Source organism: Caulobacter soli (assembly GCF_011045195.1).
Classification (GTDB): domain Bacteria; phylum Pseudomonadota; class Alphaproteobacteria; order Caulobacterales; family Caulobacteraceae; genus Caulobacter; species Caulobacter soli.
In genome coordinates this window covers 1,591,143-1,617,053 of the sequence record NZ_CP049199.1, presented here as the reverse complement: position 1 = coordinate 1,617,053, position 25,911 = coordinate 1,591,143, and the positions used below count along the sequence as shown (strand labels likewise).

Annotated in this window: 21 protein-coding genes; 9 read left to right on the top strand and 12 right to left on the bottom strand. The window is 68.0% G+C overall.

The window, feature by feature from the left end:
- Window positions 1–41: 41 nt before the first annotated feature.
- The 3 genes from G3M62_RS07865 to G3M62_RS07855 form a co-directional block, all read right to left on the bottom strand.
- Window positions 42–2,816, bottom strand: coding sequence for a TonB-dependent receptor (locus G3M62_RS07865; protein ID WP_343037660.1), 2,775 nt, complete (start codon window positions 2,814–2,816; stop codon window positions 42–44).
- 203 nt (window positions 2,817–3,019) lie between these two features.
- Window positions 3,020–4,006: a FecR family protein gene (locus tag G3M62_RS07860; RefSeq protein ID WP_165186044.1), complete on the bottom strand. Its 987-nt coding sequence runs from the start codon at window positions 4,004–4,006 to the stop codon at window positions 3,020–3,022.
- Window positions 4,007–4,052: 46 nt separating this feature from the next.
- Window positions 4,053–4,646 (bottom strand): RNA polymerase sigma factor, encoded by a 594-nt coding sequence (locus G3M62_RS07855; RefSeq protein WP_165186042.1) that lies wholly within the window; start codon window positions 4,644–4,646, stop codon window positions 4,053–4,055.
- A gap of 253 nt (window positions 4,647–4,899) precedes the next feature.
- Here G3M62_RS07855 and G3M62_RS26755 point away from each other — a divergent pair, with 253 nt between their 5' ends.
- The 3 genes from G3M62_RS26755 to G3M62_RS07845 all read left to right on the top strand — a co-directional run bounded on the left by G3M62_RS26755 (window position 4,900) and on the right by G3M62_RS07845 (window position 9,080).
- Window positions 4,900–5,034, top strand: coding sequence for a hypothetical protein (locus tag G3M62_RS26755; protein WP_281360092.1), 135 nt, complete (start codon window positions 4,900–4,902; stop codon window positions 5,032–5,034).
- A complete protein-coding gene (locus G3M62_RS07850; RefSeq protein WP_165186041.1) occupies window positions 5,034–7,949 on the top strand; it encodes an ATP-binding protein in 2,916 nt (971 codons plus the stop codon). The genes G3M62_RS26755 and G3M62_RS07850 overlap by 1 nt, the downstream gene beginning before the upstream one ends.
- 114 nt (window positions 7,950–8,063) lie before the next feature.
- Window positions 8,064–9,080: an aldo/keto reductase gene (locus G3M62_RS07845; RefSeq protein WP_165186039.1), complete on the top strand. Its 1,017-nt coding sequence runs from the start codon at window positions 8,064–8,066 to the stop codon at window positions 9,078–9,080.
- A 93-nt stretch (window positions 9,081–9,173) separates the two neighbouring features.
- Here the strand turns inward: G3M62_RS07845 and G3M62_RS07840 are convergent, their stop codons facing one another.
- Both G3M62_RS07840 and G3M62_RS07835 read right to left on the bottom strand, forming a co-directional pair.
- Window positions 9,174–9,587 (bottom strand): GFA family protein, encoded by a 414-nt coding sequence (locus tag G3M62_RS07840; protein WP_165186037.1) that lies wholly within the window; start codon window positions 9,585–9,587, stop codon window positions 9,174–9,176.
- Window positions 9,588–9,735: 148 nt separating this feature from the next.
- Window positions 9,736–10,572, bottom strand: coding sequence for a glycine betaine ABC transporter substrate-binding protein (locus G3M62_RS07835; RefSeq protein ID WP_165186036.1), 837 nt, complete (start codon window positions 10,570–10,572; stop codon window positions 9,736–9,738).
- A 446-nt stretch (window positions 10,573–11,018) separates the two neighbouring features.
- Between G3M62_RS07835 and G3M62_RS07830 the strand changes: the two genes are divergently transcribed.
- The 3 genes from G3M62_RS07830 to G3M62_RS07820 are packed head-to-tail and all read left to right on the top strand — an operon-like array spanning window position 11,019 to window position 14,128.
- Complete coding sequence (locus G3M62_RS07830) at window positions 11,019–11,315, top strand: putative quinol monooxygenase (RefSeq protein WP_165186034.1); 297 nt, start codon at window positions 11,019–11,021, stop codon at window positions 11,313–11,315.
- A 6-nt stretch (window positions 11,316–11,321) separates the two neighbouring features.
- Window positions 11,322–12,590, top strand: a complete 1,269-nt coding sequence (locus G3M62_RS07825) for a flavin monoamine oxidase family protein (protein ID WP_205691956.1) — start codon at window positions 11,322–11,324, stop codon at window positions 12,588–12,590.
- On the top strand, window positions 12,587–14,128 hold the full coding sequence (locus tag G3M62_RS07820; RefSeq protein ID WP_165186033.1) for a cation:proton antiporter: 1,542 nt from the start codon (window positions 12,587–12,589) through the stop codon (window positions 14,126–14,128). The genes G3M62_RS07825 and G3M62_RS07820 overlap by 4 nt, the downstream gene beginning before the upstream one ends.
- Window positions 14,129–14,133: 5 nt before the next feature.
- Here the strand turns inward: G3M62_RS07820 and G3M62_RS07815 are convergent, their stop codons facing one another.
- Window positions 14,134–15,030: an alpha/beta fold hydrolase gene (locus tag G3M62_RS07815; RefSeq protein WP_165186031.1), complete on the bottom strand. Its 897-nt coding sequence runs from the start codon at window positions 15,028–15,030 to the stop codon at window positions 14,134–14,136.
- A 272-nt stretch (window positions 15,031–15,302) separates the two neighbouring features.
- Between G3M62_RS07815 and G3M62_RS07810 the strand changes: the two genes are divergently transcribed.
- Window positions 15,303–16,058 (top strand): alpha/beta hydrolase, encoded by a 756-nt coding sequence (locus G3M62_RS07810; RefSeq protein WP_165186030.1) that lies wholly within the window; start codon window positions 15,303–15,305, stop codon window positions 16,056–16,058.
- A gap of 55 nt (window positions 16,059–16,113) precedes the next feature.
- Here the strand turns inward: G3M62_RS07810 and G3M62_RS07805 are convergent, their stop codons facing one another.
- Together G3M62_RS07805 and G3M62_RS07800 are read right to left on the bottom strand one after the other, a co-directional pair.
- Window positions 16,114–17,220 (bottom strand): NADH:flavin oxidoreductase/NADH oxidase, encoded by a 1,107-nt coding sequence (locus G3M62_RS07805; RefSeq protein WP_165186028.1) that lies wholly within the window; start codon window positions 17,218–17,220, stop codon window positions 16,114–16,116.
- 22 nt (window positions 17,221–17,242) lie between these two features.
- A complete protein-coding gene (locus G3M62_RS07800) occupies window positions 17,243–18,619 on the bottom strand; it encodes an aldehyde dehydrogenase family protein (RefSeq protein WP_165186026.1) in 1,377 nt (458 codons plus the stop codon).
- 325 nt (window positions 18,620–18,944) lie between these two features.
- On the opposite strand from G3M62_RS07800, the gene G3M62_RS07795 reads away from it, so the two are divergent.
- Window positions 18,945–19,499: a helix-turn-helix domain-containing protein gene (locus tag G3M62_RS07795; RefSeq protein WP_165186025.1), complete on the top strand. Its 555-nt coding sequence runs from the start codon at window positions 18,945–18,947 to the stop codon at window positions 19,497–19,499.
- A 135-nt stretch (window positions 19,500–19,634) separates the two neighbouring features.
- Here G3M62_RS07795 and G3M62_RS07790 read toward each other — a convergent pair whose 3' ends face one another.
- From G3M62_RS07790 to G3M62_RS07775, 4 genes are all read right to left on the bottom strand, one after another.
- Window positions 19,635–21,206 carry an ATP-binding protein gene (locus G3M62_RS07790; RefSeq protein WP_165186023.1) on the bottom strand — a complete coding sequence of 524 codons (1,572 nt, stop codon included), beginning with the start codon at window positions 21,204–21,206 and terminating at the stop codon, window positions 19,635–19,637.
- A 181-nt stretch (window positions 21,207–21,387) separates the two neighbouring features.
- Entirely contained in the window at window positions 21,388–22,050 is a 663-nt protein-coding gene (locus G3M62_RS07785) for a hypothetical protein (protein ID WP_165186022.1), read from the bottom strand.
- Window positions 22,051–22,198: 148 nt separating this feature from the next.
- The gene (locus G3M62_RS07780; protein WP_165186020.1) at window positions 22,199–22,957 is read right to left on the bottom strand and encodes a DUF2490 domain-containing protein; all 759 of its coding nucleotides are present in this window, start codon (window positions 22,955–22,957) and stop codon (window positions 22,199–22,201) included.
- Window positions 22,954–24,210, bottom strand: a complete 1,257-nt coding sequence (locus tag G3M62_RS07775) for an MFS transporter (RefSeq protein WP_165186018.1) — start codon at window positions 24,208–24,210, stop codon at window positions 22,954–22,956. The genes G3M62_RS07780 and G3M62_RS07775 overlap by 4 nt, the downstream gene beginning before the upstream one ends.
- Before the next feature lie 431 nt (window positions 24,211–24,641).
- Here G3M62_RS07775 and G3M62_RS07770 point away from each other — a divergent pair, with 431 nt between their 5' ends.
- Window positions 24,642–25,856: a PQQ-dependent sugar dehydrogenase gene (locus tag G3M62_RS07770; RefSeq protein ID WP_165186017.1), complete on the top strand. Its 1,215-nt coding sequence runs from the start codon at window positions 24,642–24,644 to the stop codon at window positions 25,854–25,856.
- Window positions 25,857–25,911: the final 55 nt, after the last annotated feature.

Genomic DNA, 25,911 nt, shown 5'->3' with positions numbered 1-25,911 from the left:
GGCGCGTACGCAAGGGCGCGCCGTCGCCAGGTCCGCCACCCTCAGAACAGCGTCATCTGGAGGCCCAGCCAGACCGTGCGGCCGTTGTGCCGGACCTGATAGGCCGGACCATAGTTGGTGGCGCCGTAGCGGTCGGTGATGTCCTGGTCGAACAGGTTGCGCCCCTCGACCAGGACCCGCGCCGCGTCGCTGATGCGCCAACTGGCCTGCAGGTCGACAAGCCATTCGTATTTGGCGCGCCGGTCATTGGCCGGGTCGTAGGCCGCGCCTGGCGGCGGAGACATTTCCTGAGCTGAGAGGTTGGCCGCGAAAGGCCCCTTGTTGTAGGCCAGGAACGCGTTGAACAGGTCCCGTGGCGCGGCGTCGACGAGACGGGTGTTAGTGGCGGCCTGGCCATTGCCGCCATTGATCGCGGTGATGCGGTAGTCCGTGTAGGTGTAGGACAGGGTCAGGCCAAGATTGCCCCACCGATCGGGCAGGTAGGGCAGGCTCGGGTCCGCCCAGACCACCTCCAAGCCGTTGATGCGGCCGTAGACCTTCTTACCGTTCACCTCGCGAACGTTCTTCGTATAGGTGGTGACCTCTCTCACGCCATCGGCGGCGATCGATTGAGTGCTGCTCACGGCGGGAATGTCGCGCAGGTCCTTGCTGAAGGAGCCCAGCGAAAAATAGGCGCCGCGGCCGTAGTAGTACTCGGCGGCGGCGTCGAAATTGCTAGACCGGATCGGCATCAGATAGGGGTCGCTATAGGTGATCACCCGCGTGATCGGTGTGTCGTAGTTGATGACCAAGCGACGCGAGGCGGCATTGACCGAAGGCCGTTCCAGCGTCTTGGTGAAGGCCGCGCGCAGCTTCAATCTCGAGGTCACGTCCAGCGCGCCGTAGGCGCTGGGCAGAACGTGCCAATAGCCCTGGGCGTAGTGCGCCTGCACATAACGGCCGACCGCATCGGGCTCGTATTGATCGAGTTCGCGATGGGTGTGAGCGGCGCGGACCCCGGCCGAGAGACGACCGCGCGCGCCGCCGTACGAGACGATCCCATAGCCGACCCCGACCCTCTCGGAACCGTTGAAGTTCTGGCCGTAGCCATCGGCGGGATCTAGCGCATAGAGGCCGTTGGCGTCGGGCGCTGGCGAGCCTCGCCGATTGAGCAGGTCCAGGAAGGCGTCGCGCTTCCAGTCGATCGGTCGAAACAGGGTCAGGCTCGGGGCGTCGGTGACGTCCGACAGCGCAATCCCTTCCGCAGGCGCCAGGCGCGCGTAGCCGCGCTGCAGGTTGCTGCGGTCCAAGGTCTTCAACTGCGCCCCCAACTTGACGCCCAGGCCTTGGTCGGCGGTCGCGATGTTGTGCGCGTAGTCGACCCTGGCGAAATAGTTCTGATCGCGCAGAAGCGTATCGCCCAACGCGAACTTTCCGGTCAGACGATAGTTGGCCGGATCGCTTGAGGCCCCACCGCCGCCCGACGTGAAGTCGAGTAGGTTGTGGCTGTAGACATAGCCGATCGGCGTCGTGAACACGCTGGCCGCCTGCGCGAAGGCGCCGCCGTCCCGGCCGGTGATGGCCCGGTTGAACGTCACGCCCAAGCGCGCCGAAAGGGTGTCGCTTGGCCCGATCCGATAGTCGCCGCCCAGTTGGACAAGTTGCCCGGTCGCTTCGGCCTCGGTGCGATAGAAACCGAAATTGGCCGCGCCCGCGCCAAACCGACCCGCGCCGTCGGTCGCATTGGAGGCGTCAGCGGTCGCGACCGTCACCGCCGCCAGGCGTTGCTCGGTCGTGAAGTCGTGATTGAGGAAGAAGTATTCGGCGAACATGGACAGGCGCTCGTCAGGCCGGATATCCAGCCGCGCCGTGGCCGAAAGCCGCCGAGTGCGGGTGTAGGTCTCGCCTCGGGTGAGGGCGCCAAACGGGACTAGCACGCCATTGACGGCGTTGTAGCCGGACAACGACGTGGCGTCCTGGCGCGAACCCAAATGGTCGAGGCTGGCGCCGAGCGCCAGGCCGATACGCCCCGCGTCGTCCAGCGCGCCCCTCCAGGCGCCGACCAGCCGCAGAGGACGCTCGGTGCTTCGCGCGCCACCCGAACGATTGTTGTCGCCGACGAAGGCCCGAAGATCGGCCAGCCGCCGGCCCTGGTTGTCCAGGCCGCTGATGGTGGTGATGGCCACGTGGGCGGAATTGGCGTTCTCGTCGAGATCCGGCGTCACCGTCGAGGTCACGGTGATGTCCTTGACGAAGTAGGCTGGAAGAAGCTCGGTCGGGGTCGCGCGCGAGGGATTGGCGTAGTTGGTCAGCAGCACGCCATCGATCGACTGGGAGGCCGCCGAATTGTTGAGCCCACGGATCTGGACGTAGCGGTTCTCTCCGCTTTGGGTCTCGTTGCGCCGCATGCCCGGGAGGCGCGCCAGGACGTCGGAGATGTCGAGGTTGGGCAGGCGCTGGATTTCCAGCTGGGTGATGGTGTTGACGACTGTGTCGCTGTCTCGCTTCAGGTCGCCCGCCCGCGGTCCGCTGGTGACGATGACCTCCTCGAGCGGCGTGGCCGCGTCGCTGTTGGGCCTGGCCGCCCGCGATCGCGGCGGATCCGGATCGCGTGCCGCGCCCCCTGCCCGATCAGGCGTCGCAACGACCCGCAAGACGATCACCCGGCCATCGTCCTTGACCACCGTCAGTCCCGCATCGGCGATAAGCCTGTCCAGGGCCGCGCGCGGCTCCATGACGCCGCGCAGGGCGGGCGTCCGGCGACCAGCGATCATCTCGCCGGGAAAGAAGATCTGAACGCCAGCCTGTTGGGCGAAGAGATTGAGCGCCTCTCCCATTGTGCGACGGGGAATGTTGAAGGCCTTTGGCGCGGCTAGGCTCGCGGCTGGCTCCAACAGGAGGATGGACGACGTCAGCAGCGCCGTGAGCCGCCATGCTCCGGCGCGAGCTCCTTGCCCCTCGGCGTGGCGTTTCATGGCCAAGCGCGTCCCGTCCCCCATCGCCCCAGGACGGCCGATGCGGCGCGCTCCCCAGCACGGATTTATCTACGTTTTTTCGACAAGATGACGGATTGTTCCGATGTCGTCACCTCGATTCCCAGACCCAGCTGGAGGGCTTCGAGGAAGGCGCTAGGATCGGCCGCCGTGAAACGTCCCCCCACGTGCAGGTCGCCCAAGGCCGGATCGGCGATGAGGATCTTGCGCCGCAGGTGGCGATTATAGTCCTCGACGGCCGCCGCCAGCGGCGTGTTCACGAATAGGATGTCGCCGCCCTGCCAAGCCTGGGTCGCGGCGAGATCCTCGGAGGACACGTCTCGGACCAGGGTCCTTCCCGACATGAGCATAACCGCGCGCGGACCACGAATGACGGCGCCTCCACCTTCGTCCAGATCGTCCACCCTTGCCTCTCCGCGAAGGATCGTCAGGTCCAGAAGGCCCAGACGAAGCCGCGCGTTGTAGCGTCCTGGCGCCAATCGCGCGTGGCCCTGTCCCGCCGTCAGCCGCAACGGCGGGGCTTGGTCGGCCAGGTCCAGGGCGATCTCCCCCCGTTCCAACCACAGCCGCGCGCCTTGGCGGTCATTGCGCCAGGACGCGGCGCTGTCGGTGTTGAGGATCAGGGCCCCGGTGCGCGGCAGCTCCACCTTGCGCAACCCGCCCACGGGCGTGGAGGCGCGGCTACGGGCGTTGACCCGACCCGCTAGCAGAACGCCGCCGCCGAGCGACAGGGCGCCAAGGCCCAGGGCCATCGCCGCTCGCCGCGTGACGTCGAGCTTACGCCGGGGCGAGCGCACATCTTGACCGGTGACGGCCGCGGCCGTTCGCGCGGACGCATCGACGACTCGCAGATAAGCCAGGGCGTGACGCGGATCGGCGCGCCAGCGCTCGAACGCGACCTCGTCCAGCGTCCCCAGATCGGCGCGCGCCAGCCATAGCGCCGCTTCGCGCAAGACCGCGTCGTCCGTCTGACCACTCGATGATGGATCGTTTGCGAACACGCCTGGAGCCGCCTTTCTCACCTGCCCCCACAAGACAAGACGATTGAACGGGCCAGCGCCTCCAACCTGTGTGACGCCTCTATGACGATTGGACGCTCCGGGTCTTGGCGGGGACGGTCGACGCCTCGCTGGCGCGATCGTCGTCAAGGACGCGGGCTGGCGTGGCGGCCAGGGCCCGAGCGATCAGATGATGGGCGCGCGCCAGCCGCTTTTCCAAAGTCGAAGGACTGACGCCCAGGCGCTGGGCGATCTCCCGGGGTGAGCGCTCCTCCAGGCGGCGCATGACGAACACGCTCTGGCATCGCTCGGGCAGGTCCCGCAAGGCCGCCTTGAACCGCGCCAGCTGTTCTCGCCCGGCGATGACCTGGAAGGCGTCGGGCGCCTCGTCGACGAGGTCGAACTCGTCGACCATGGAAAGCTGCTCGAACCGCGCGATCCGCGCGCGACGCAGCTTCTGGATCGCTAGGTTCTTCATGATGCGCAGCATGTAGGGATGAGGCGCCTCGATCGCGACGCAACCTTCCACCGCCAGCACGCGCATGAACGCATCCTGCACCAAATCCCGGGCGGCGTCGGCGTCCTCGACCAGCTTGCGCGCAGAGGCCAGCAGCATCGGCTCCAGGGGCAAGACCTGGTCGACGAACCATTGGTCGATCGGACGAAGGTGCGGCACGACTTGGACGTCCTGTAGCGGGGCGCCCCTCTGACGCCGTCGGACGCCAAGCGCGCACGATGCGATCCTGGCCCCTCGTGGATTTTACCTGATTTAACCAAAATTCCCGAACCGATTCAGCCAGTAGTCCACTTGGTCATCGAATTTTTCGGTCTGGAGCGGGAAACCTTTCTCCGAAACTTGGAGGCGGCCACACACCCGAGCGTCTTAACTAGAGAGGTTTTGACGCAAGTTTTGAAGCAAGGACTCGCCCATGGGGACCACGGCGCATCGCGGTGACTGGGATCACGCCCTGCCGGTCTGCAAGCGCGCACGGCGGCCTGACGTTCTGCGCGCCCAAGGCCTGTGCGCCCAAGCGCGCGACGACGCCGCGCGCGAGACTTGCTGATGACCAAGGTCGTGACGCTGGAGACGCCATTCGCCCAGGCCGATGGCCAGGCCTTCGCCGCGGCAGCCGGCGAGAAGGTCTACAGTTTCGGCGACTATCGGCTCATTCCCCAGCGCCAGCTGCTACTGCGAGGCGCCTTTCCGGTGCGCATCGGGACCCGCGCCCTGGATCTGCTTCAGCTCCTGGTCGAGCGTCAGGGTGAGCTGGTCAGCAAGGAGCAATTGATCGGCTTTGCCTGGCCCGGCACGTTCGTCCACGAGAGCAATCTGAAGGTCAATATCGCCTCGCTGCGCCGGGCCCTGCCCCAGGCGCGCTCGGAGCTGCCCTACATCGTGACCGTCCCCGGACGCGGTTATCGCTTCGTGGCGCCGGTCAGGATCGACCTGGAGCAGAAGCCCCCCGTGATCGCCTCGCCGGTCGGCCTGGACAACCTGCCGCCGCCCCATGACCTGTTCGGACGCGAGGAAGACATAGCCGAGCTATCGGCCCGTCTGGTCTCCACCGGCTTTCTGACGATCGTCGGCCCGGCCGGGGTCGGCAAGACCTCCGTCGCCGTCGCCGTCGCCCGCCACGTCGCCGATCAGTTCGATGACGGCGCCTGCTTTGTGGATCTGGCCGCCATCGGCGACGCGCGCCTAGTCTGCCCGGCGATCGCGTCTTCCCTGGGCGCGGGAGGCAATCTGTCGGACATGCTGTCGGGGATCGTCGAGGCGCTGCGCGGCCAGCGCCGGCTGCTGATCCTGGACAATTGCGAACATGTGCTGGCCGCCACCTGCATGGTCGCCGACCACATCCGCTCGGTGTTGCCCGACATCGGCGTCCTGGCCACCAGCCGCGAGCCGTTGCGCTCGCAGTTCGAGACCGTCCACCTTCTGGCGCCGCTGCGCTGCCCCCTGGCGGAACGGCGGTTGGACCGGGACGAGGCTCTGGCCTATTCGGCGATCGCGCTGTTCGTGACACGCGCCAATGCGGCGACCGGCTTTACGCCGACCGACGCGGACATCCCCGCCATCGTCGACATCTGCCGCCGGCTGGACGGGATCGCCCTGGCCATCGAACTGGCCGCGCCGCGTTTGGCGTCACGAGATCCGGCCACGCTGCTGCACCTGCTCGAGCAGAGCTTTGAACTGCTCAACTATGGCCCGCGCAACGCTCCCGCCCGCCATCAGACCCTCCTGGCCACGCTCGACTGGAGCTATCGGCTGCTGTCGGATCGCGAAGCAGCCGTCCTGCGCCTGCTGTCGGTGTTCGCCGGCAGGTTCTGCCTGGACGACGTCCTGGCGCTGGGACTGCCGCTCGACATCCCCACCGACGACGTCGCCCGCTGCGTGGGCAATCTGGCGACCAAGTCCCTGCTGTCGACCAACATCTCCGACGGCAAGGTGCAATACCGCTTGCTGGACGCCACCAGGACCTACGCGGCCGAGCGCCTACGCCAGGCTGGCGAGGAGCCCGCCGCCCTCGCCAGTCACGCCGCCTTCCTGCTGCGCGTGTTCGAGCGCGCCGAACAGGAGTGGCACTGGCGGCTGGTCGAGGATTGGACCGCCGCCTACGCCCCGCGCATCAACGACCTTCGCAAGGCGATCGACTGGGCCTTCGGCGCCCAGGGGTCGCCGGCGCTGGGACTTTGGCTCACCGCCGCGGCGATCCCGCTGTGGGACGAGCTGTCGCTGGTCGGGGAAAGCCGCTTGCGGGTGCGCCGGGCCCTGCGGGTCGCCGAGTCCCACGGCGATGGCGATCCGGGCCTGCGAATGAAGCTGATCCTGGCCTACGCCTGGAGCCTGACCTTCGCCGAGCGCCTGCCGCCGGAGGGCGACGAAGCCTGGCGCGAGGGCCTGGCCCTCGCCCAGGCGACCGGGTCGATCGACTATCAGCTGCGTGCGCTGTGGGGCTTGGCCGTGCTTCAGTCGTTCACCGGCCGTCATCGCCAGGCCTTGGTCACGCTCGAAGCTTTCGAGGAAGTGATCCAAGGCGAAAGCGATCGCTCGGCCGCGCCCGACGGCGAACGGCTGCGGGCCATGACCGCCTTTTATTGCGGCCAGGTCGATGCGGCCTATGAGACGTTCGTGCGGCTCGCCCGCGAACACGCCACGGTCAGCCACCGCTCGCGCATCGCCCGTTTTCAGCTCGACCGCTATGTGGCGATCCGCAATTCGCTGGCGACGGTCGCCTGGGTTCGCGGCGAGGCGGTCCTGGCGAGCGAAGCGGCCGCGGCGGCCGTGGCCGGAGCCCTGTCGACCGGGCATGTGGTCTCCCATTCCAACGCCTTGGCGCTGGCGGCCCTGCCCGTGACGCTTTGGAACGGCGAGCTGGAGGCGGCCCAGGCGCATCTGGAGACGCTGATCGACAACTTCAATCACCGCGACATTGGCATTTGGGGTCCGGTCAGCCGATTTTTCGGCGGCGCCATCCAGCACGCCCGAGGAGACGAAGGCGGGGTCGACGCCATGGTCGCGGCCCTCGACGAGCTGCTGGCCAGCAACTTCCTTCTGCGCGCGCCGATCTACGCCAGCATGCTCGTCCAAGCCGCGCTCGACCAGGGACGGTTGGATGTCGCCCGCGGCGCGGCCGACACCGCCCTGGCCCTGGTCCAGGCTCAGGAAGAGGCCTGGTGCCTGTCCGAAGTGTTGCGCGTGCGCGGGCTGGTCGAGCAGCGCGATGGCGCGACCGAGCACGCCGAACAGACGCTGGAGCGGGCCATCGCCTCGGCCGCGTCGATCGGCGCGCACGTCTTCGAGCTTCGCGCCGCCGCCAGCCTGGCCGAGCTCTGGACGCAGCTGGGCCGCGTCTCCTCGGCGGTGACTTTGCTGGAAGAGACCTGCGGGCGCTTGGCCTTCGCCCACGCATCGCGCGACCACGTCCAGGCCCGCAAGCTTCTCGATCGCCTACGCCGGCCCAGGATCGTCACGCGCTGATCGCCGATCGGCGTCTACCAGGTTTTACGAGCCTTAACCCCCACCCCTTCGCGCCTAGGCGTAGCCTTACGTCCAGCCGTCGTTCCGATCGCGTCGCATTCGGTGGAGGGATCCATGAAAGTTAGACAAGCCCTGCTGGCCGGCCCCCTGGGCTTTGGCGCCGCGCCCCTGGGGAACATGTTCCGGGATATCGCCGAGGACGAGGCCCTGGCCACCGTCGACGCGGCTTGGGCGGCGGGAACACGTTATTTCGACACCGCGCCCTTCTACGGGGCGGGCCTGTCGGAGATCCGGCTGGGCAAGGCGCTTTCTGGACGCCCACGCGGCGAATACGTCCTGAGCACCAAGGTCGGCCGGTTGATCCTGGACGAGCTGGAGGATCCCGCCGCCCGGGATCAGGGCGAAAAGGGCGACATCTTCAAATACGGGCGCGCCAACAAGATCGCCCTCGACTATTCGGCCGACGGCGCCAAGCGCTCGATCGAGGACAGTCTCAAGCGCCTGGGCGTGGACCATATCGACTTCGTCTGGATCCACGACGTGGCCCAGGACTTCCACGGCGACCGCTGGCTGTCGATGTTCGAAGCCGCACGCGTTGGCGCCTTTCCGGCTCTGACCCGGCTGCGCGAAGAGGGCGTGATCAAGGGCTGGGGCCTGGGCGTCAACCGGGTCGAGGCGGTAGAGGTCATGCTCGATCTGGCCGAGGCCGACCCCGACGGCACGCTCCTGGCCGGGCGCTATACGCTGCTCGATCACGAACGGGCGTTGCAGCGCCTGATGCCGGCGGCGCAGAAGCGCGGCGTGGATATCGTGGTCGGCGGCCCCTACAGCTCGGGCGTCCTGGCTGGCGGCAAGCACTTCGAATATGGCGCGGTGCCGCCGCAGATCGCCGCCAAGCTGGAGAAGCTCAAGGCCTTGTGCGCCCGCCATCAGGTTCCGATCAAGGCCGCGGCGCTGCAGTTCTGCCTGGCCCATCCAGCCACGGCCGCCGTCATTCCAGGCGCGAGCAAGCCTGAGCGCATCGTCGAGGACCATGCCGCCTTGGCGGCCAAGATCCCGGACGACTTCTGGCGTGAACTGCGCGAAGACGGCCTGGTGTCGACCGCCGCGCCCCTGCCGATCGATCCGTAGGCGGTCGGCAGGGTAAAAGCGCCAGGCCCGTGGTGAAGACTCGGCTTCCCCGCGGGCCTGCTCGTCTCGAGAGCGGATCGGCGAACCGACCTGTCAGCTGGGCATGCCTTCGAACTGTGGAAGATCAAGCGGCTTGACCCAGGGCAACCGGCGTTTGACGTACATCTCGAGCTTGGGCTCGATGCCGGTCGGATCATCGAGGCTGCCAAGCTGGACGAAGGTCAGGCCTGGGAAGCTCGTCAGGTTGCTGGTGTAGAGGCGCGCCCCGCAGGTGGGGCAGAAGTTGCGATCGAGCTTGCCCCCGGAATCGGCGACGTAGCCGAAGGCCTGGGTTTGACCGCTGGTCAGGGTGAAGTCGTCGGACGGAACGCCGAACCAGACCGCCGCCTCGCCGCCCGAGGCCTTCTTGCAGTCCAGGCAATGGCAAACGGCGATGAAGTCGGGGTCGGTGTCGAACTCGAACTTCACGGCGCCGCAGGCGCACCGCGCGGTGTGTTTCTTGGTCATGGTCTTCGCCCTTCCTCCTGGATCCAGGCCGAGCGCGGCGCGCCGCGCCGCCGAGCCTTGAGCGGTACTATTCATCGGCCCGAGGCGCTGGAGCGGTAGGAAGACGTAAAGTCTGGTAAAATCGCCGCGCCCCCGGCCACGCCAAAAATCAGCCGCGCAGCCAAGCCTCGACCCGGCGGCTGTTGGCGCTCATCCACGCCAAGGCCGCGTTCTTGGGCGTGCGCTTGTCGACATTGATCAGGCGATCCATCTCGGTGACGCCGTCCAAACCGATCTTCAGGTGAGCCAGCATCTGGCGCGCCCGCGGCGAGATCGCCTCCAGGCGTCCTGCCGGCGCGACCAGGACGCCATGGTTGCGTCCTCCAAGTACGCCGATCGGGTCGGCCAGGGTTCGCAGGCGCTCGTCGCGATTGAGGAACTGCGGCGTCCAGGTCGGAAAGACGAACCATCGGCGCTCGGCTAGGGCGGCCTCATAGGCGCCGACCCATTCGCCTGGGGATCCGGAGCGGAAGTGGTAGCCGACGGCGTCCAGACCGTAGGCGGCCATGGCATCCTGGGATTTCAGACTGAGGACCGTCGAAGGTCCATTGGCCAGGATCAGGGGCGTCATGCGCTCGATGACGGTCGGCTGGCTCAGATCCGCGATCGTGGCGACCAGGTCCTGGGGGACATAGTCGGGAACCGCCCAGAAGAAGTGCGCGCCATCATAGAGCGAGGCGATCTCCTCGGCGCCGGCCCCGTGGCGCGCCCACAGATCGGCGTGGGCGTCCGGCAACCAAACGGCGGCCATCAGATCGATCGCCCCCTCCTCCAGCAACAGGAAGATCTCGTCATAGCCTCCCGTGACCACCGACACCCGGCAACCGATCCGCTCGAGGAGCTCCTGCACGACCGCGCCGACGGCGGCGTTCAAGCTATGGGTGACCTGTCCCATGACAAGGGTGGTGGTGTCGCCTGAAGTTCTGACGCGCTTGCCTGGGGTCATTCCACTGGCTCCAGCCGTCGCCGGCCTGCGCTCGGGCGAGGCTGGTCGGCGGGACAACGGGGCGGTCAATTCGCCCAGCACTTGAACTCCGGTCGTGACCGCCTCCCATTTCGCCCGTCAGTTGAGCGCCTTGGCATTGCCGCCCGTGGTTTATGAGGGAACATGGGTTCGCGCCAGTAAAGCCGGGTCAATTTCAGTTAGCGCGCGCACCCGGCCTGGACGTCGAAAACTCGCTACAAGCACGACCCAGCAAGGGTTTTGAGGCCTTTCACGAGTTTTTACCGCGCTTAATTGCGGCGCGGCTCATGCCCGCGCTAGGTGTTGTCGGGCCCGGGCCGGCCGACCTTGCCGACCGGCGAGAGATCCCAATGCGTGGCCGACCTGGACCCCCGCCGTCGCGGCGTCCCGGCTCAAGGGCCCGCCCACGAACCCAGGAGACAGATCCCATGAGCGCCCAAGCCAAGACCATCGCCATCCTGACGGCCAAGCCGCAGAAGGAGGCCGAACTGGAGGCGCTGCTGCGCACCCTCCAGGTCGCTAGCCGCCAGGAGCCCGGCAACCTGCGCTGGGATCTGTGGCGCGATCATGACAACGACAGCCGCTTCTTCCTGGATGAGCTCTATCGCGACGATGACGCCGTCGTGGCCCACCGCACCAGCCCGCACTTCCAGCACTACCTGTCGCGCATCCCCGATCTGGCCGAGCGCCTCTCGGTCACCGGCCACGCGATCGACGCGGCCTGACCACCGGTGGCCGACCTGCTGGACGTGGCGGTCATCGGCGGCGGCGCGGCCGGCATAGCGGCCGCGCGACGCCTGACGGCCAAGGGTCGCTCGGTGCTGGTCGTCGAGGCTTTGCCGCGGCTCGGCGGGCGGGCGCGCACCATCGCTTTCGACGGCCTGCCCCTGGACTTGGGCTGCCACTGGCTGCATTCGGCCGCCCGCAACCCCTTGGCGCGAGAAGCCGAAGCCCAAGGCCTTGTCCTTCAGCATGGTCGCGGCGCCTGGCGTCACCGCCTCCCGGAGCCGTTGAACGCCCTCCAGGACCAGGGCGACGGCTGGGCGGCCTACGCGGCCCTCGCCGATCGCCTGCGCCGCGCCCCGCCGGCGAGCGATCGGGCCAGCGACGCCCTGGCCGGACGCGATCGATGGCGGCCCTTCGTCGACGCGATCAGCAGCTTCGCAAACGGCGTGGAGCTCGACCGTCTCTCCGTCGCCGACTTCCTTGCCTACGAGAATGCCGGCGGCGCCTCCAACTGGCGCCTGTCCATGGGCTATGGCGCATTCATCGCCGAGCTTGGCGCACCCCTGCCGCGGGCTTTTTCCACCAGGGTGCTGTCGGTCAGCCAGGGCGATGAGATCAGCCTGGAGACCGATCGCGGTCCGATCCGCGCCCGCGCCGCGATCGTCACGGCGTCAAGCGCGATGCTGGCCGCCGGCGCCATTCGGTTCACCCCGTCGATCGATGAGCACCTGCAAGCGGCGACGCGGTTGCCTCTGGGGCTGGCCAACAAGGTCTTCCTGTCGCTCGACGCGACCCACCGGTTGCCGGCCGAGGCCCACCTGATGGGCGACCTACACCGTGCGGCGACCGGCAGCTACTATCTACGTCCGCTGGGCCGTCCCCTGATCGAGGGCTTCCTCGGCGGCGCCAACGCCAAGGCCCTGGAAGCCGAAGGCAAGCCCGCGGCCATCGCCTTCGTCAAGGACGAGCTGGCGGGCCTGTTCGGATCGACCTTCGTCCAGGGCCTCACGCCGATCATCGCCACGGCCTGGGGCCAGGAGCCCACGATCGGCGGCTCCTACAGTCACGCGCTTCCTGGCCATGCATCGGCGCGCGCGGTCCTGGCGCGTCCCATCAGCGAGCAGCTCTGCCTGGCCGGGGAAGCCTGCTCGCTCACGGATTTCTCCACCGCGCACGGCGCCTGGGAGAGCGGTCTGGCGGCGGCCGACGTCATTGACCAGGGTCTTGGCGCGCGCTCGCGGCGCGCCTCCCCCGTGGCCGGAGGTCGATCATGAGCTTCTTCGAAAGCCTGGTGGCGCTGCTGGCCGTCGCCATCGTGCTGCTCCAGATCTCGCGCCGCGTGGCCACCCCCTATCCGGCCATGCTGGCGGCGGCCGGGGTGGGGCTGGCGCTCTTGCCCGGCGCGCCCCGGATCCACCTTGATCCCCACACCGCCCTGGCCCTGTTCATCGCGCCGGTGCTGGTCGACGCGGCCTTCGACTTTCCCCTGGGGGCGATACGCCGCTATTGGCGGCCGCTGATCGCCCTGGCGATCGTCGCCGTGCTCCTCACCGCCGGCGCGGTCACCGCCCTTGGCGTCGTCATGGTCGGCCTGCCGCTCTATGCGGCGTTGGCGCTGGGCGCGATCGTGGCGCCGCCGGACGCGGCCGCGGCCACGGCGGTTCTAAGCCAGGTCAACATGCCGCGACGATCGGTGACCGTCCTGAAGGGCGAGAGCCTGCTCAACGACGCCTCGGCCCTCCTGCTCTTCAGCGCGGCCGTCTCGGTGCACGCCCATGGCGCCATCGATGCGCCGCTAGCCCTGCAACTGACCTTGGCCGCGCCGGGCGGCATCGTGCTGGGCATCGTGCTGGCGCGAATCTTCCGCTGGCTCGATCCGTTCGTGACCGGGACGTTGGGTGGCAACCTGATGGAGTTCGTCAGCACGCTGGGCGTGTGGATCATCGCCGAACGCCTGCGCCTGTCGCCCATCCTGTGCCTGGTCGCCTTCGCCATGACCATCGCCAGGACGGCGGCGCTCAGGACGCCGCCCAGGTCTCGCATTCACAGCTTCGCTGTCTGGGACGCGGCGGTCTTCCTGCTCAATGTCCTGGCGTTTCTGCTGATGGGCCTGCAGGCGCGCACCATCGTGGCGGCCATGCCCAAGGAGAAGCTTGTCGAGGCGGGCCTGTTCGCCGGCGCGGTCGTGCTCTGCGTGATCGCCGTGCGGATGACGTGGCTTGTCGTCTACAACCGGCTGGCGGCGCGCTTTTCGGTCCTGCGGGGCGACATCGCGCCGGCCACCTTGCCACAAGGGATCCTGATCGGCTGGTGCGGCATGCGCGGCCTGGTGACTCTGGCGACCGCCTTCGCCTTGCCGATCGATTTTCCGCAACGCGACCTGATCGTGCTGGCCGCCTTCGCCGTGGTGCTCGCCACCTTGGTCGTCCAGGGCCTGACCCTGGCGCCGCTCGTCAGGCTGCTGAAGCTGGATGGTGAGACCGACCTGCCCGCTGAACTGACACGCACGCGCGGGGTCATGGCCGAGGCCGCGCTCGCCCGCCTGGCCCATGAGTCGTGCCCGGCCGCGGACTACTGGCGCTACGCGCTGGAGGCTCGCCGCCCCGCGCCCCCGCCAAGCGATCCTTCCGTCGGGCTGGAGACCTGGCGCGCCCTGGGCCTGGCGGCGACGCGGCGCCAGCGCGAACGGCTGGAAGAATTGCGCAACGCCCACCAGGTCGGGCCTGACGCCTTCCTGATCCTGCAGGAGGAACTGGACTTCACCGAGGTGGCGCTCGGCAGCGACCAGCAGCGCCACATCGAGGAAAGCTGAGCGCTTCAGCCCGGCCGGCCGATCGCCGCCAGACGCTCGAGGAAGGCCACGATCCGTCCGGCGATCTCGTCCAGGTGCGTCTCCAGGGCAAAGTGTCCCGTGTCGAGGAAGTGCACTTCGGCGTCGGGCAAGTCGCGCCGAAAGGCCTCCGCGCCGGCCGGCAGGAAGAACGGATCGCGCGCGCCCCAGACCGCCAGCAGCGGCGGCTGATGGGTCCGGAAATAGGCGTGGAAGCTGGGATAGAGCGCGACATTGCTGGCGTAGTCGGCGATCAGGTCCAACTGGAGTTCCTGATTGCCTGGACGCAAGAGCAATGCATGGTCCAGCCAGTAGGTCTCCGGCGCGACCAAGCGCTCATTGGGCGCGCCCTGGACGTACTGCCAGCGAACCGACTCCAAGGTGAACATCTCGCGCATGGCCGCCCGATTGACCGGCGAGGGATCGGCCCAGAAGGCGCGGGTTGGTCCCCAGCCATCGCTGAGACCTTCCTCGTAGGCGTTGCCGTTTTGGGAGATAAGGGCGGCGACCCGATCGGGTCGGGCCATGGCCAGGCGATAGCCGACCGGGGCGCCGTAGTCGAAGACGTAGAGGCCGTAGCGCTCAAGACCGATGGCGTCGGTGAAGTCGGCCATCACCCGGGTCAGGGCGTCGAAGCTGTAGTCGAATGTCTCGCGTGGCGGCGCCTGCGTGAAGCCAAACCCCGGCAGATCCGGCGCGATCACAAAGAAGCGCTCGGCCAGGCGCGGGATCAGGTTCCGGAACATGTGGGACGAGGACGGAAAGCCGTGCAGCAACAGCAGCGCTGGGGCCAGCGGATCCCCCGCTTGGCGGTAGAAGACGCTGACCTCGCCGACGGCGACCTGTCGCAAGTGCACCCTGTTCGTGGTGTTGGTGGCAGGCATGGCGGTCCTCTCGGCTCGGGCGTGTCTTGGTCCCCGACGATAGGGTCGGCGGCGCGGCCTAGCGCAGTAAAGTCCTGTAAAGGCGAGTGAATCGTGCGCCCACGCACCAGGCTCGCCCCGGCGGGGAACGCACAGCCAGTGCTCGCGCCGCGCCGCGCCGCCAATGGCCAGATTTAACCAGAACCTACTACCGAGATTGCCCTGGGGACGGGACCATCGGACGCGCGCCATGGTCGACTTCGCGGCCGGCGTCAGCTCGAAGGATTGATCCCATGATACGCTCGCTCGCAGCGATGACCCTCGCCACCTTCGCGACCTTCGCGACCGATTCCGTGGCCGTCGCGGCCCCGCCTAAGTCCCCGGTCTCGATCGTGCTCGTCCACGGCGCTTTCGTCGACGCCTCCGGCTGGAAGGCCGTCTATGACAAGCTCACCAGCGACGGCTACGAGGTCCTGGTCGTCCAAAACTCGACCGAAACCCTGGAAGGCGACGTCAACGCCACCCAGCGCGCGATCGCCGCGGCCAAGAACCCGGTCGTGCTGGTCGGCCATTCCTACGGCGGCATGGTCATCACCCAGGCCGGCGCCGACCCCAAGGTGCGCACCCTGGTCTACATCGCCGCTTTCGCCCCCGACGTCGGCGAGTCGGTCGAGAGCCTCAGCGCCAATCCGCCGCCCAACACCACCCCGCCGCCGATCGTCGCCAAGGACGGCTTCCTGAGGCTCGACGAGACCAAATTCCCTGGCCAATTTGCTCAGGACGTGCCCATCGCCACCACGCGCTTCCTGGCCGCCGCGCAAGTGCCCTGGGGGCAGGCGGCGCTGACGGCCAAGGTGACCACGGCGGCCTGGAAGTCCAAGCCGACCTACTACGTCCTCACCGTCAACGATATGATCGTCCCACCCGTGGCGCAGCGTCAGATGGCCCAGCGCGCCTCAGCCAAGATCATCGAGGTCAAGAGCAGCCACGCGGCGATGCTCGCCCAACCGGCCGCCGTCGCCGCCGCGATCGAGACCGCCGCGCAATGAGGCGCCGCCCCGGAGGTTCAGGCCTCCGGGGTTCCCTCACCACGGGGTGGGAACTTTAAAGGGGCTCGAAGATTCCGCGGTCGCGGCGCGGCTCACAGCGCAGATATTGCGCCGGCGCCCGCACAGTCCCACCCAGTTCGGCGGCCGCGCGCCAGGGCCATCTGGGATCGTAGAGCATGCCCCTCGCCAGGGCGACCATGTCCGCCTCGCCGGTGGCGATGATCGCCTCGGCCTGTTGCGGCTCGGTGATCAGGCCCACGGCGATGACGGGCGCCTTGACCACCGACTTCACCGCGCGCGCGAACGGCACCTGGTAGTTGGGACCGACCGGGATCACCTGCCGCGGATCGAGCCCGCCACTGGAGACATTGAAGGCGTCGCAGCCGCGCGCCTCGAGCGCCTTGGCCAGCTCCAGGGTCTGGGCCAGATCCCAGCCGCCCTCGATCCAGTCAGTGGCCGACAGGCGCACGCTGACCGGGCGATCGGCCGGAAAGGCCCCCCGGACCCGATCGAACACCTCCAGCGGAAAGCGCATGCGATTTTCCAGGGAGCCGCCGTAGGCGTCGATACGCTGGTTGGACAGCGGCGACAGGAACTGGTGCAGCAGATAGCCGTGGGCGGCATGCAGCTGCAAACCGTCCAGCCCGATTTGGCCGGCGCGGACCGCGGCGGCCGCGAAGGCTTCGGCGACACGGTTCAGGCCGTCCCGATCCAGCGCCGCCGGCGCCAGCTCGTGGCCTGGCGCGGCAAGCGCCGAGGGCGCCAAGGTCGGCCAGCCGTTCGGGTCGCCCGGCGGCAGCTGATGGCCGCCTTTCCAGGGCTTTTCCGTCGAGCCCTTGCGCCCGGCGTGCGAGAGCTGGAGCATCACCGGGATGTCGGACCAGCGGCGCAGGCTTTCGAGGGTCCACCCCATGGCCAACTGGGTCGTGTCGTTCCACAGCCCGGGGTCGGCATAGGTGATCCGGCCCTCGGGCAGGACGGCTGTCGCCTCGATCGTCAGCAGCGCCGCGCCCGAAAGCGCCAGCTGTCCAAGATGCATGAGGTGCCAGTCGGCCATGCAGCCGTCTTGGACCGAATACTGGCTCATCGGCGCGACGACGATCCGGTTTCTCAGCTCCAGATTGCGGATCCTCAGCGGTCTGAACAACGCTGGATCGGCCACGGCTGTTCTCCCCGATCGACGGCTAGGCCTTGAAGACGATCATCTTCTCGGCGGTCATTTCGGTCATGGTGTAGGGAATGCCGCCCACCCCGTAGCCGGACGAGCGCCGGCCGGCGAACGGCATCCAGTCGGTGCGGAAGGCGGTATGGTCATTGATCATCACCGCCGCCGCGTCGAGCCGTTCGGCCGCGTCCAGCGCCACCGAAATATCCTGGGTGAAGATCGCCGACTGGAACGCGACCGGCAGGCTGTTGGCCTGCGCGATGGCGTCGTCCAGGTGCTCGAACGGATAGACGCAGGTCAGCGGGCCGAAGACCTCTTCGGTCGAGACCTTGGCCGACAGGGGCGGCGTTCGCAGGATCGCCGGGCGCAGCGTGGTGCTGCTCAGCCGGCCGCCGCCGATCAGTTGCGCGCCTTGCGATACGGCCTCCTGGATCCAGCTCTCCACCCGATCGGACTCCGTTGGCGTGATCAGGGGCCCGACCTCGGTGTCGGGCAAGGTTGGATCGCCCACCCGTAGCTGCGCGACCCGGGCGGCGAAGCGCTCGACGAACGCCGCCTCCAGCTCGGCGTGGACGTAGATGCGCTGAACCGACACGCACACCTGGCCCGCGTGATAGTAGCCGCCCTTGACCACCGGCTCGATCAGCCGGTCCAGGTCGGCGCTCTTGTCGATGATGAGCGGCGCAACGCCCCCGTGCTCGAGGGCGCAGCGCGCGCCAGGCGCCAGCTTGGAGCGCAATTGCCACCCCACCCGGCCCGAGCCGATGAAGCTCAGGAACGCCACGCGAGGATCGGTCACCAGGGCTTCGGACAGGCCGCGGTCCTGGGGCGTGAACGACTGCACCCACCCCTCGGGCATGCCGGCCTCCTGGGCCATCGCCACCAGTTCCAGAGCGCTCAACGGGGTGGCCGAGGCGGGCTTGATGATGATCGGACAGCCCGTGGCGATGGCGGGGATCACCTGATGGACGGCGAGGTTGAGCGGATGGTTGAAGGCCGACACCGCCGCCACCACCCCAATCGGCTCGTGGATCGTCCAGGCCCGGCGGTTATCGCTGGCGGGCGTCAGCCCCATGGGGATTTCCTGACCGCCCCGCGTGCGCATGATCTCGGCGGCGCTGCGCACGCCGTCGATCGCCCGGTCGGTTTCGACCAGGGCGTCGGTATAAGGTTTTCCCCCTTCCCGCGCGATCTGCAGCGCCAGATGCTCGCGCCGACCCTCCATAAGCACGGCCAGACGCCGCAGCACCGCGATGCGCTGATGCGGCTTCAGCCAGCCCTTGCGATCGGTGAACCGCTGGTGTGCCAGGGCGAGCTTTCGCTCGAGCGCTTGGGCGTCGTTCGAGGCGATCTCCGCGATCCGGACGCGATCGTATGCTTGAACAACCTCGATCATGCTGGCCACTCCGCTGGGCCAAGCCTGGCGGCGGGATCGCCCCGGCTGGCTGCCTCTTGCGGATGCCGCCTGGCCAGCGACAACACCAGTTAATTACGGTCAAAAGGCGCGGTGCGGAAACACCTTCGCCGACCATCGCCTTGGTGTTCAAGCGCCGAGCGCCCCTTGGCGGCCTCCTCTTGCTGGCCAAAACCGCCGGCCAGACTTGGCCTTTGGACAACCGACATGGCCTTAACCGCCGACGGACGGCTTTTTACAGCACTTCACTTGGTTGGCGGCTGCAATACGGCTGGATTGACTGGGTCGTTCGCACAGGAATCTGGTCATGGACAGCCTAGCCCATCTCGCCCCTCTTCAAGGCCGGGCGATCATCAATTTCATCCCGCGCGCCCTGTCGGACCTGAGCGGCGGCCAGCGGGCGCTCTGTCCGAGCTGCCTGCAGATCGAACGCGACGCGCCGCAACCGGAGCGCCACATAGGCGGCCTTGCGCCCTGGCAAATCAAGCGCGTGAGCGCCTATGTCGACGATCATCTGGCCGAGCGCATATCGCTGGCGACCGTTGCGGCCGTGGCCCGCCTGAGCACCAGCCATTTCTCACGCAGCTTCAGCAAGAGCCTGGGCTCGCCGTTCTTGCAATTCCTGGCCCAGAGACGCGTCGCGCACGCCCAGACACTGATGGCCACGACAGATCGGCGGCTGTGTGACATCGCCCTGGCCTGCGGCTTTGCCGACCAGTCGCATTTTTCCCGCACATTCAGCCGCCTGGCCGGAGAGAGCCCGGCCCAATGGCGCCGGCGCACGATCGATCGAGCCGCTTGGCGCGTTCGCCGTGCGGCCGACGGCGCCAGCCCTTTCCGAAACGCCGCGCCCGCGCTATGAGCCTGCGCGCCCCGCCGGCGTTCGACCGCCGCGGATCGCCAACCAGGGCGGGTCCAGGGCCTAGGCTCTGACCGTGGCCGGATGTGCGAAGATCGCGTCACGCGGCGTCGAGCTCCCCCGCGCCGCCTCGAAGTCCTAGATCGGACCGGAGGCGTGTTCGGCATGCCGCCGGCGCACCGCCTCCAACTCACCGCTCGCCGCCAGCTTCTCCAGAGCATAGGCCCGCATGGTGTTCATGAGGCGGTATCGCGTGCCGGCGCCGCAATGTTCGGCCGTCACAAGGGACTTGGCGATAAGGTTGGCCAGGTGCTCGATCGACTGTTCTGGTTCGCCGCAATCATCGACCACGACACAGGCCGCCTCGAGACTGAAGACGCCTGGAAAGATCGCCAGGCGCCTCAGGATAGCCTCCTCCGCCTCGGTCAGAAGCTCGAAACTCCAGTCTATGGCTGTCGCCAGGGTCTGGTGGCGTTCGGGTCCAGCGCGATGGCCGCGAAGAAGCTGGAAGCGCTGGTCGATCAGACCAAGCAGCTCACGTGGCCCGAAGGCGTCGATGCGGGTGGCGGCCAGCTCGATGGCCAGCGCCAAGCCGTCGAGGCGACGGCAAATCTCGCCGATGATCGGGGCGTTGACCTCGTCGAGCACAAAGGCGCGGCAACGCCGTCTAGCCCGTTCCACGAAAAGCTCGACCGCCGGATAGCGCATCGCCTCGGCCGCCGTCAGATGGGCCGAGGGCGGCGGCGTCTCCAGCGGTTCCAGGCGATGGACGTGTTCGCCGCCCAGTCCCAGCGGCTCGCGACTGGTGGCCAGGATGCGCACGCCGGCGGCGCAAGCGACAATTCGCTCGGCCGTCTGGGCGACCGCTTCGATCAGATGCTCGCAATTGTCCAGGACCAGCAGGCCTTGTCGCTCGCGCAGAAACGCGCAAAGCGCCGCGAGGCTGTCTGGCGAGGGATCGGAAAGTCCCAAAGCCTTGGCGATGGCGTCGGGCGCCTTGGCCGGATCCTTCACGGCGGTCAGATCGATGAACCACGCCCCATCGGTCGCGACCTGATCGCATCGCTCGGCCACGGCTTGGGCGACACGGGTCTTGCCAATCCCCCCCGCCCCGACGATCACCACCAACCGGCAGCCTTCCAATTCATGGAGGACGTCCGCGATAGCCTTGGCCCTGCCGACGGTGTTCGACCCCGAAATGGCGTGCTTCGACGCCTCGTCGGTCTGTCTTCTCAAGAGCATTGGGCACGCGCCTGAGCCTGCCAGGCGAACGGGCGCGACGAACCGATAGCCTCGCCCGGTCACCGTGGCGATATATTGGCCCGCGCCGGCAGACTCGCCGAGCGCCTTCCTCAGGGCGGCGATATTGACCTTGAGGTTGCCCTCATCGACGAAGGTGTGGGGCCAGGCTCGGGTGATCAGGTCACGCTTGCTGATCAGTTCGCCGGGTCGCTCGACCAAGGCGGCCAGGATGTCCAGCGCTCGTCCGCCCAGGTGAATGGGCTCCTCGTCCTCCACCAGCAACTGCCGGTCCGGCACCAGGGTGAAGGGCCCGAAGGCGAAGGATTTGGCGCTTTGCGTGTTGGAGAGGTCCATGGGAGTTGATCCATCTCGATCGCCCGAGGGGTTGAACGCTTCGAGGGCGCGCGACGCAGACGGCGCGGCTCGGAAAATCGGGGTTACCGCGGCGTCGGCGATGACCAACGCCATGCATCGCGTCGCCAGCGATGCCGCCTCACAAGCCCAATGGGACGCGACACTCGGCGCTGGGCGCGTTCAGTGGATCACGAGGCCGGGCGAACTTGTGGTTAAAAGACGAGAAATCACCCTTTTTCACCCGAGCGCGGGCGTGCGCAAGAAGGATGTCGCTAGGCCAGAACCCGCAGGGCGTTCAGTGAACGCTCGTGCGCGGCGCCAACGGGTCGGCTGGCGCCTGGCCAAGCATGATCAGGATGGCCGCGCCGCCTGGACCTGCGACGTTGCGCAACTGCCCGCCCGCGGCTTCGAGCACCGCCCGCGCCGCGTCGAGGCCGGTGGCGACGCCCTGCGCCTCAGGCCCGGTGGCGACACCCAGATGCATGACCGCGCAACACCAGCCGTCGAGCGTCTGGCCGATCCGGACGCGGACGTTGCGCGCCACGCCGACCGGGAAGACATGTCGCCCAGCGCCGGCCAGGACAATTGGGAGCACCTGCCGCAGGAGCGCGAAGTCGACGGCGCGCATGGGCCCGTCCTCGATCAAGGCCTCGCACTGCAAGCCCAAAGGCTCCAGCATCGCGGCCGAGGTCCTGGCGCACAGACTGGCCAGTTCGTCAGCGGCGCAGATCACGGCCAGCTCCCGGGCGTCGCGCGCGAGATCTTCGTGGAGATCCTCCAACGCGGCGATTACGGCCAAGGCGCCGGCGAGCGGCCTGCTGTCGGAGGCCGTGGGTCGGCGGCGCTCCTGCTGCAGAAAGATCTTCAGGACCGATAGACTGTCGGCCAGCTGTCGGGCTTGGGCCGACTGCTGGGCCACGTCACGCCGCCAGGTGGTCTTGTTCCCAGGATTGATCATCACGATCCTCCAGCCTCTCGTTCGCCGGCAGTCTTCCGTTTCGGCGATCGATTGGCGCGTTAAGTCTGGGCAAACGCCGTAAGGCTTGGTCACTAGCCAAGATGGCGGCGTGGACCTTCGCAAGGATGTGGCGCCTAGCCCGACGCCTTCACCGGCGAACCGTCACATAGATCGCCACGGCATGGATCACCGGGTTGCGTCCCGGAGTGAAGGTGGTCTGGTTGAGATAGCCCGGCTCGACCGAAACCCTGGACGAGACCGGCACATGCATGCCCACGAAGTTGAGCATCAGCCCGGGCCCTGCCCCGCCAGCCCAGGTCGTGTCCCGCAATTCCTGGAAATACTCGTTCCAGGCCACGAGCGACACGCCCGGCTTGGCAATCGGGACGTCCAGCCGGGTCAACTGTCGCAGTCGCAGTGACATTCCCCGCTCGCCGCCGCGAAACCGTTCCTCCATCTGCGTCCGCGAGGTCAAAACCGTCCCGCGCCACGCCAGCGGCTGGCTGAAATCGAGCTGTTCGACGGCGCGATGCTCGTCGAAACTGGCCCCGGCCACATCGACATGGGTCCAGACGTAGCCGCCGCCGACCATCAGGCGCTCGCGGACTTTGGTCCGAACCACGCCGCGCACAAGCTCGCGCGCCGGTCGCGAGCCGTCATCGGGCAGTTGCACGAACCCATCGAGCTTCAGCTCGGTCTTGGCGGCCATCGGCGTGATCAGTGAGACATTGACCCAGGCTTGGTAGTCTCGACCATCCTCCCGCGCCTCGCAGCGATCCGACAGGGCTAAGGCGCAGCAGATCGCCAGGCTCGCGACGGCGCACTTGACCGTCATCCCGCGGATCGTCCGGTAAGACGGCCCGCGCGCGGCATCGTCGGCCTTCAGCTCCAGGGCGGCGGGCCTCACGCGCGTTCGCCCGGCTTGGCGGCCGCCAGCAAGGCCGCCGGCCGCGGGGCGATGCGCAAGGTTACGACGAAGATCAGCAGGCCGATCAGGGTGCAGGCAAAGCCGGCCCAGGCGCTCGACAGCAGGCCAAGGCCAAGGCCGATCGTGACCCCGCCCGCCCAGGCGCCGACAGCATTGGCGACATTGAGCGCGGCCAGGTTCATCGCGCCCACCAGGGTCGGCGCCTCGGGCGCGGCCTGGGTGAGGCGAACCTGGATGGTCGGGACCGCCGTCGCCATCGCCGCGCCGACCCCAAACAGGCAAGCCATCAGGATCCAAAGCTCGCCGCCGCCGATCGCCAACACCGCCAGGATCACCAGGGTCGCGCCAAAGCCTAGTACGAGGCCCAAGGTTGGATGGGTGTCGGCCAGTCGGCCGCCCAGGACGTTGCCGACGGTCAGGCCCACGCCGAACACCGCCAGACAGATCGCGATCATGGACGGATCGGCGTGGATCACGTCGGTGACGATCGGTCCAACGAAGGTGTAGACGGCGAAGATGCTGCTGACGCCGATCGCGGCCACGACCATCAGCACCCAGACCTCCAGGCGGCGCAAGGCGCTGAGCTCCTGCATCACCGGACCGCCGCGCAGGGCGTCGGTGCGCGGCGTCCACGACCACAAGGCCAGCAGGGCCAGGACGCCCAGGCCGGTTATTGCCAGGAAGGTCTCGTGCCAGCCCAGGCCCTGGCCCAGCAGGGTGGCCAGCGGCGAGCCGATGATGGTGGCCACGGTCTGGCCGCCCATCACCATGGCGAAGGCCTTGCCCGACTTGCCGGGCCCGACGATGTAGGAGGCCACCACCGCGCTGGCCCCGAAATAGCCGCCGTGCGGCAGGCCGGCCACGAAGCGGCCTAACATCAGCATCGGCAGATCCTTGGCGATCACCGACATCAGGTTGCCCAACACAAACAGCGCCATCAGGGCCAAGAGCAGCGTCTTGCGGTTCAGCCGAGCGGCCGACAGGGTCACCAGCGGCGCGCCCACCAGCACCCCGAGCGCATAGGCGGTGATCGCGTTGGTCGCCTCGGGAATGGACAGGTGAAGCTCGGCCGAGAAGAGCGGCATCACGCCCATGGGCGCGAACTCGGAGGTGCCCAGACAAAAGCTGCCCATGGCCAGGGCCAGCAAGGTCAGGGTCTGGCCCCGTCGCTCATGGGGCTGCGCGTGCTCGGTGACCGCCGCGCATTGCGGCGCGAACGCCTTCTCGTGCATGTCCAGGCTCCATCGTTCAAGGGCGCGGCGCCCTGACGGGGTCGATCGCGGAACCTCATCCTAGGTCCCGCGCCAACGCGGACGGTGTTAAGCGGCGTTAAATCTCGTCGGACCAAAGCGCCCGCCGCGCGGTGGTCGGCCATCCCCGAACACCCGGCGATTGACGGGAATTCACGCGAGCTTACCGGCGGGCTGGGACATGCGCCGGCGCGGGGCGATCCTTGACCGTCGGCCCCAATGCCGGGTCCGGCTCCAGGGCGCGCCGGGTTCGCCAGCTGACCTAAAACCAACTTCGCTTTACCGCGCTTAACGCGCACGCCGGGCCAGACCGGCGTATTGTTGCAGCGGGCCGCGCCCATCAGCACGCGCTCGGGACCTTGGCGCGTCAGCCGCCGGACGAGGCTCAACCCTTTCAGATGGAACCATCAGGCATGAAGCTCGCAGGGATCACCGCGCTGGCGGTGTTGATGTCGACGGGCGCACACGCCCAGACCAATCTGGGCCAGCAGGCGTCCGAGCCGAGCCTCCCCTTCGCCATGACCCGGGTGGGAACCTTCAGCAAGCCCTGGCGCATCGCCTTCCTGCCCGACGGCCGCATGCTGATCACCGAGAAGACCGGCGCCCTGTGGCTGGTCACGCAAAAGGGGGAGAAGACCCAGATCGCCAAGGTTCCGCCGGTGCTCGCCGAGGACCAGGGCGGATTGCTGGGGGTCTATCTGTCGCCCCGTTACGCGCGCGACCACGGCGTCTATTTGACCTATTCAGAGCCCGGCGATGGCGGCTCCAGCCTGGCCCTGGCCAAGGCGACGCTGTCGCTCGGCAAGGCCGGCCCCAGCCTGGAAGGCCTCAAGGTCATCTGGCGCGATGGCGAGCGCGGCAAGGGCGGCCAGTTCGGCGCCCAGATCGCCTTCTCGCCCGACGGAAAGTTCCTGTTCCTGACCGTGGGCGAGCGCCAGCGCATGACCCCGGCCCAGGATCCCAACCAGCCGCTGGGCAAGATCCTGCGCCTGACCCTCGACGGCAAGCCCGCCCCGGGCAATCCGATGGCCGGCAGGATCGGCGCGGCCAGCGTGCCGGTCACCGATCCTCCGGAGGACACCGAGAAGGCCAAGACCGCCCCGGTGATCCGCACCTATACCTTCCCGGGTCCCAACCTGGCCCTGGCCGAGACCTGGACCAGCGGCCACCGCACGCCCTACGGCCTGGCCTTCGCGCCTGACGGGCGGCTCTGGGAGCTGGAACACGGCCCCAAGGGCGGCGACGAGCTGAACCTGATCGAACCGGGCAAGAACTACGGCTGGCCGCTGGTCTCCTACGCCACCAACTATAACGGCGTGCCGATCCCAAGCCCCGACACGCGCCCGGATCTGCAGAAGCCCGTGCTCTACTGGACGCCGGTGATCGCGCCCGGAAACTTGGTGTTCTACACCGGCAAGATGTTCCCGCAGTGGAACGGCTCGGCCCTGGCCAGCGGTCTCGCCAGCAAGTCGCTGAACCGGATCATTATCGCCGGGGCCAGCGCCACGGGCGCCGAGCGTTGGGATGTCGGCCATCGGATCCGCGACGTCGAGGTGGCGCCCGATGGCGCGCTGTGGATGCTCGAGGACGACAGCGCCGGCGGCTTGTTCCGCGTAACGCCCAAATAGGCCCGCCAGGCCAGGGACCGCCCGGACGCCGTCAACTGTCGGCGCCTCGCGCGAC

Bases quoted from the DNA above. Each gene is read 5' to 3' on its own strand.
- G3M62_RS07845 (WP_165186039.1), top strand. From the start codon at position 8,064: ATGAAAGTTAGACAAGCCCTGCTGGCCGGCCCCCTGGGCTTTGGCGCC.
- G3M62_RS07785 (WP_165186022.1), bottom strand. From the start codon at position 22,050: ATGATCAATCCTGGGAACAAGACCACCTGGCGGCGTGACGTGGCCCAG.
- G3M62_RS07775 (WP_165186018.1), bottom strand. From the start codon at position 24,210: ATGCACGAGAAGGCGTTCGCGCCGCAATGCGCGGCGGTCACCGAGCAC.
- G3M62_RS07830 (WP_165186034.1), top strand. From the start codon at position 11,019: ATGAGCGCCCAAGCCAAGACCATCGCCATCCTGACGGCCAAGCCGCAG.
- G3M62_RS07865 (WP_343037660.1), bottom strand. From the start codon at position 2,816: ATGGGAGAGGCGCTCAATCTCTTCGCCCAACAGGCTGGCGTTCAGATC.
- G3M62_RS07770 (WP_165186017.1), top strand. From the start codon at position 24,642: ATGAAGCTCGCAGGGATCACCGCGCTGGCGGTGTTGATGTCGACGGGC.
- G3M62_RS07790 (WP_165186023.1), bottom strand. From the start codon at position 21,206: ATGGCGTTGGTCATCGCCGACGCCGCGGTAACCCCGATTTTCCGAGCC.
- G3M62_RS07840 (WP_165186037.1), bottom strand. From the start codon at position 9,587: ATGACCAAGAAACACACCGCGCGGTGCGCCTGCGGCGCCGTGAAGTTC.
- G3M62_RS26755 (WP_281360092.1), top strand. From the start codon at position 4,900: ATGGGGACCACGGCGCATCGCGGTGACTGGGATCACGCCCTGCCGGTC.
- G3M62_RS07835 (WP_165186036.1), bottom strand. From the start codon at position 10,572: ATGACCCCAGGCAAGCGCGTCAGAACTTCAGGCGACACCACCACCCTT.
- G3M62_RS07850 (WP_165186041.1), top strand. From the start codon at position 5,034: ATGACCAAGGTCGTGACGCTGGAGACGCCATTCGCCCAGGCCGATGGC.
- G3M62_RS07815 (WP_165186031.1), bottom strand. From the start codon at position 15,030: ATGCCTGCCACCAACACCACGAACAGGGTGCACTTGCGACAGGTCGCC.
- G3M62_RS07820 (WP_165186033.1), top strand. From the start codon at position 12,587: ATGAGCTTCTTCGAAAGCCTGGTGGCGCTGCTGGCCGTCGCCATCGTG.
- G3M62_RS07800 (WP_165186026.1), bottom strand. From the start codon at position 18,619: ATGATCGAGGTTGTTCAAGCATACGATCGCGTCCGGATCGCGGAGATC.
- G3M62_RS07795 (WP_165186025.1), top strand. From the start codon at position 18,945: ATGGACAGCCTAGCCCATCTCGCCCCTCTTCAAGGCCGGGCGATCATC.
- G3M62_RS07810 (WP_165186030.1), top strand. From the start codon at position 15,303: ATGATACGCTCGCTCGCAGCGATGACCCTCGCCACCTTCGCGACCTTC.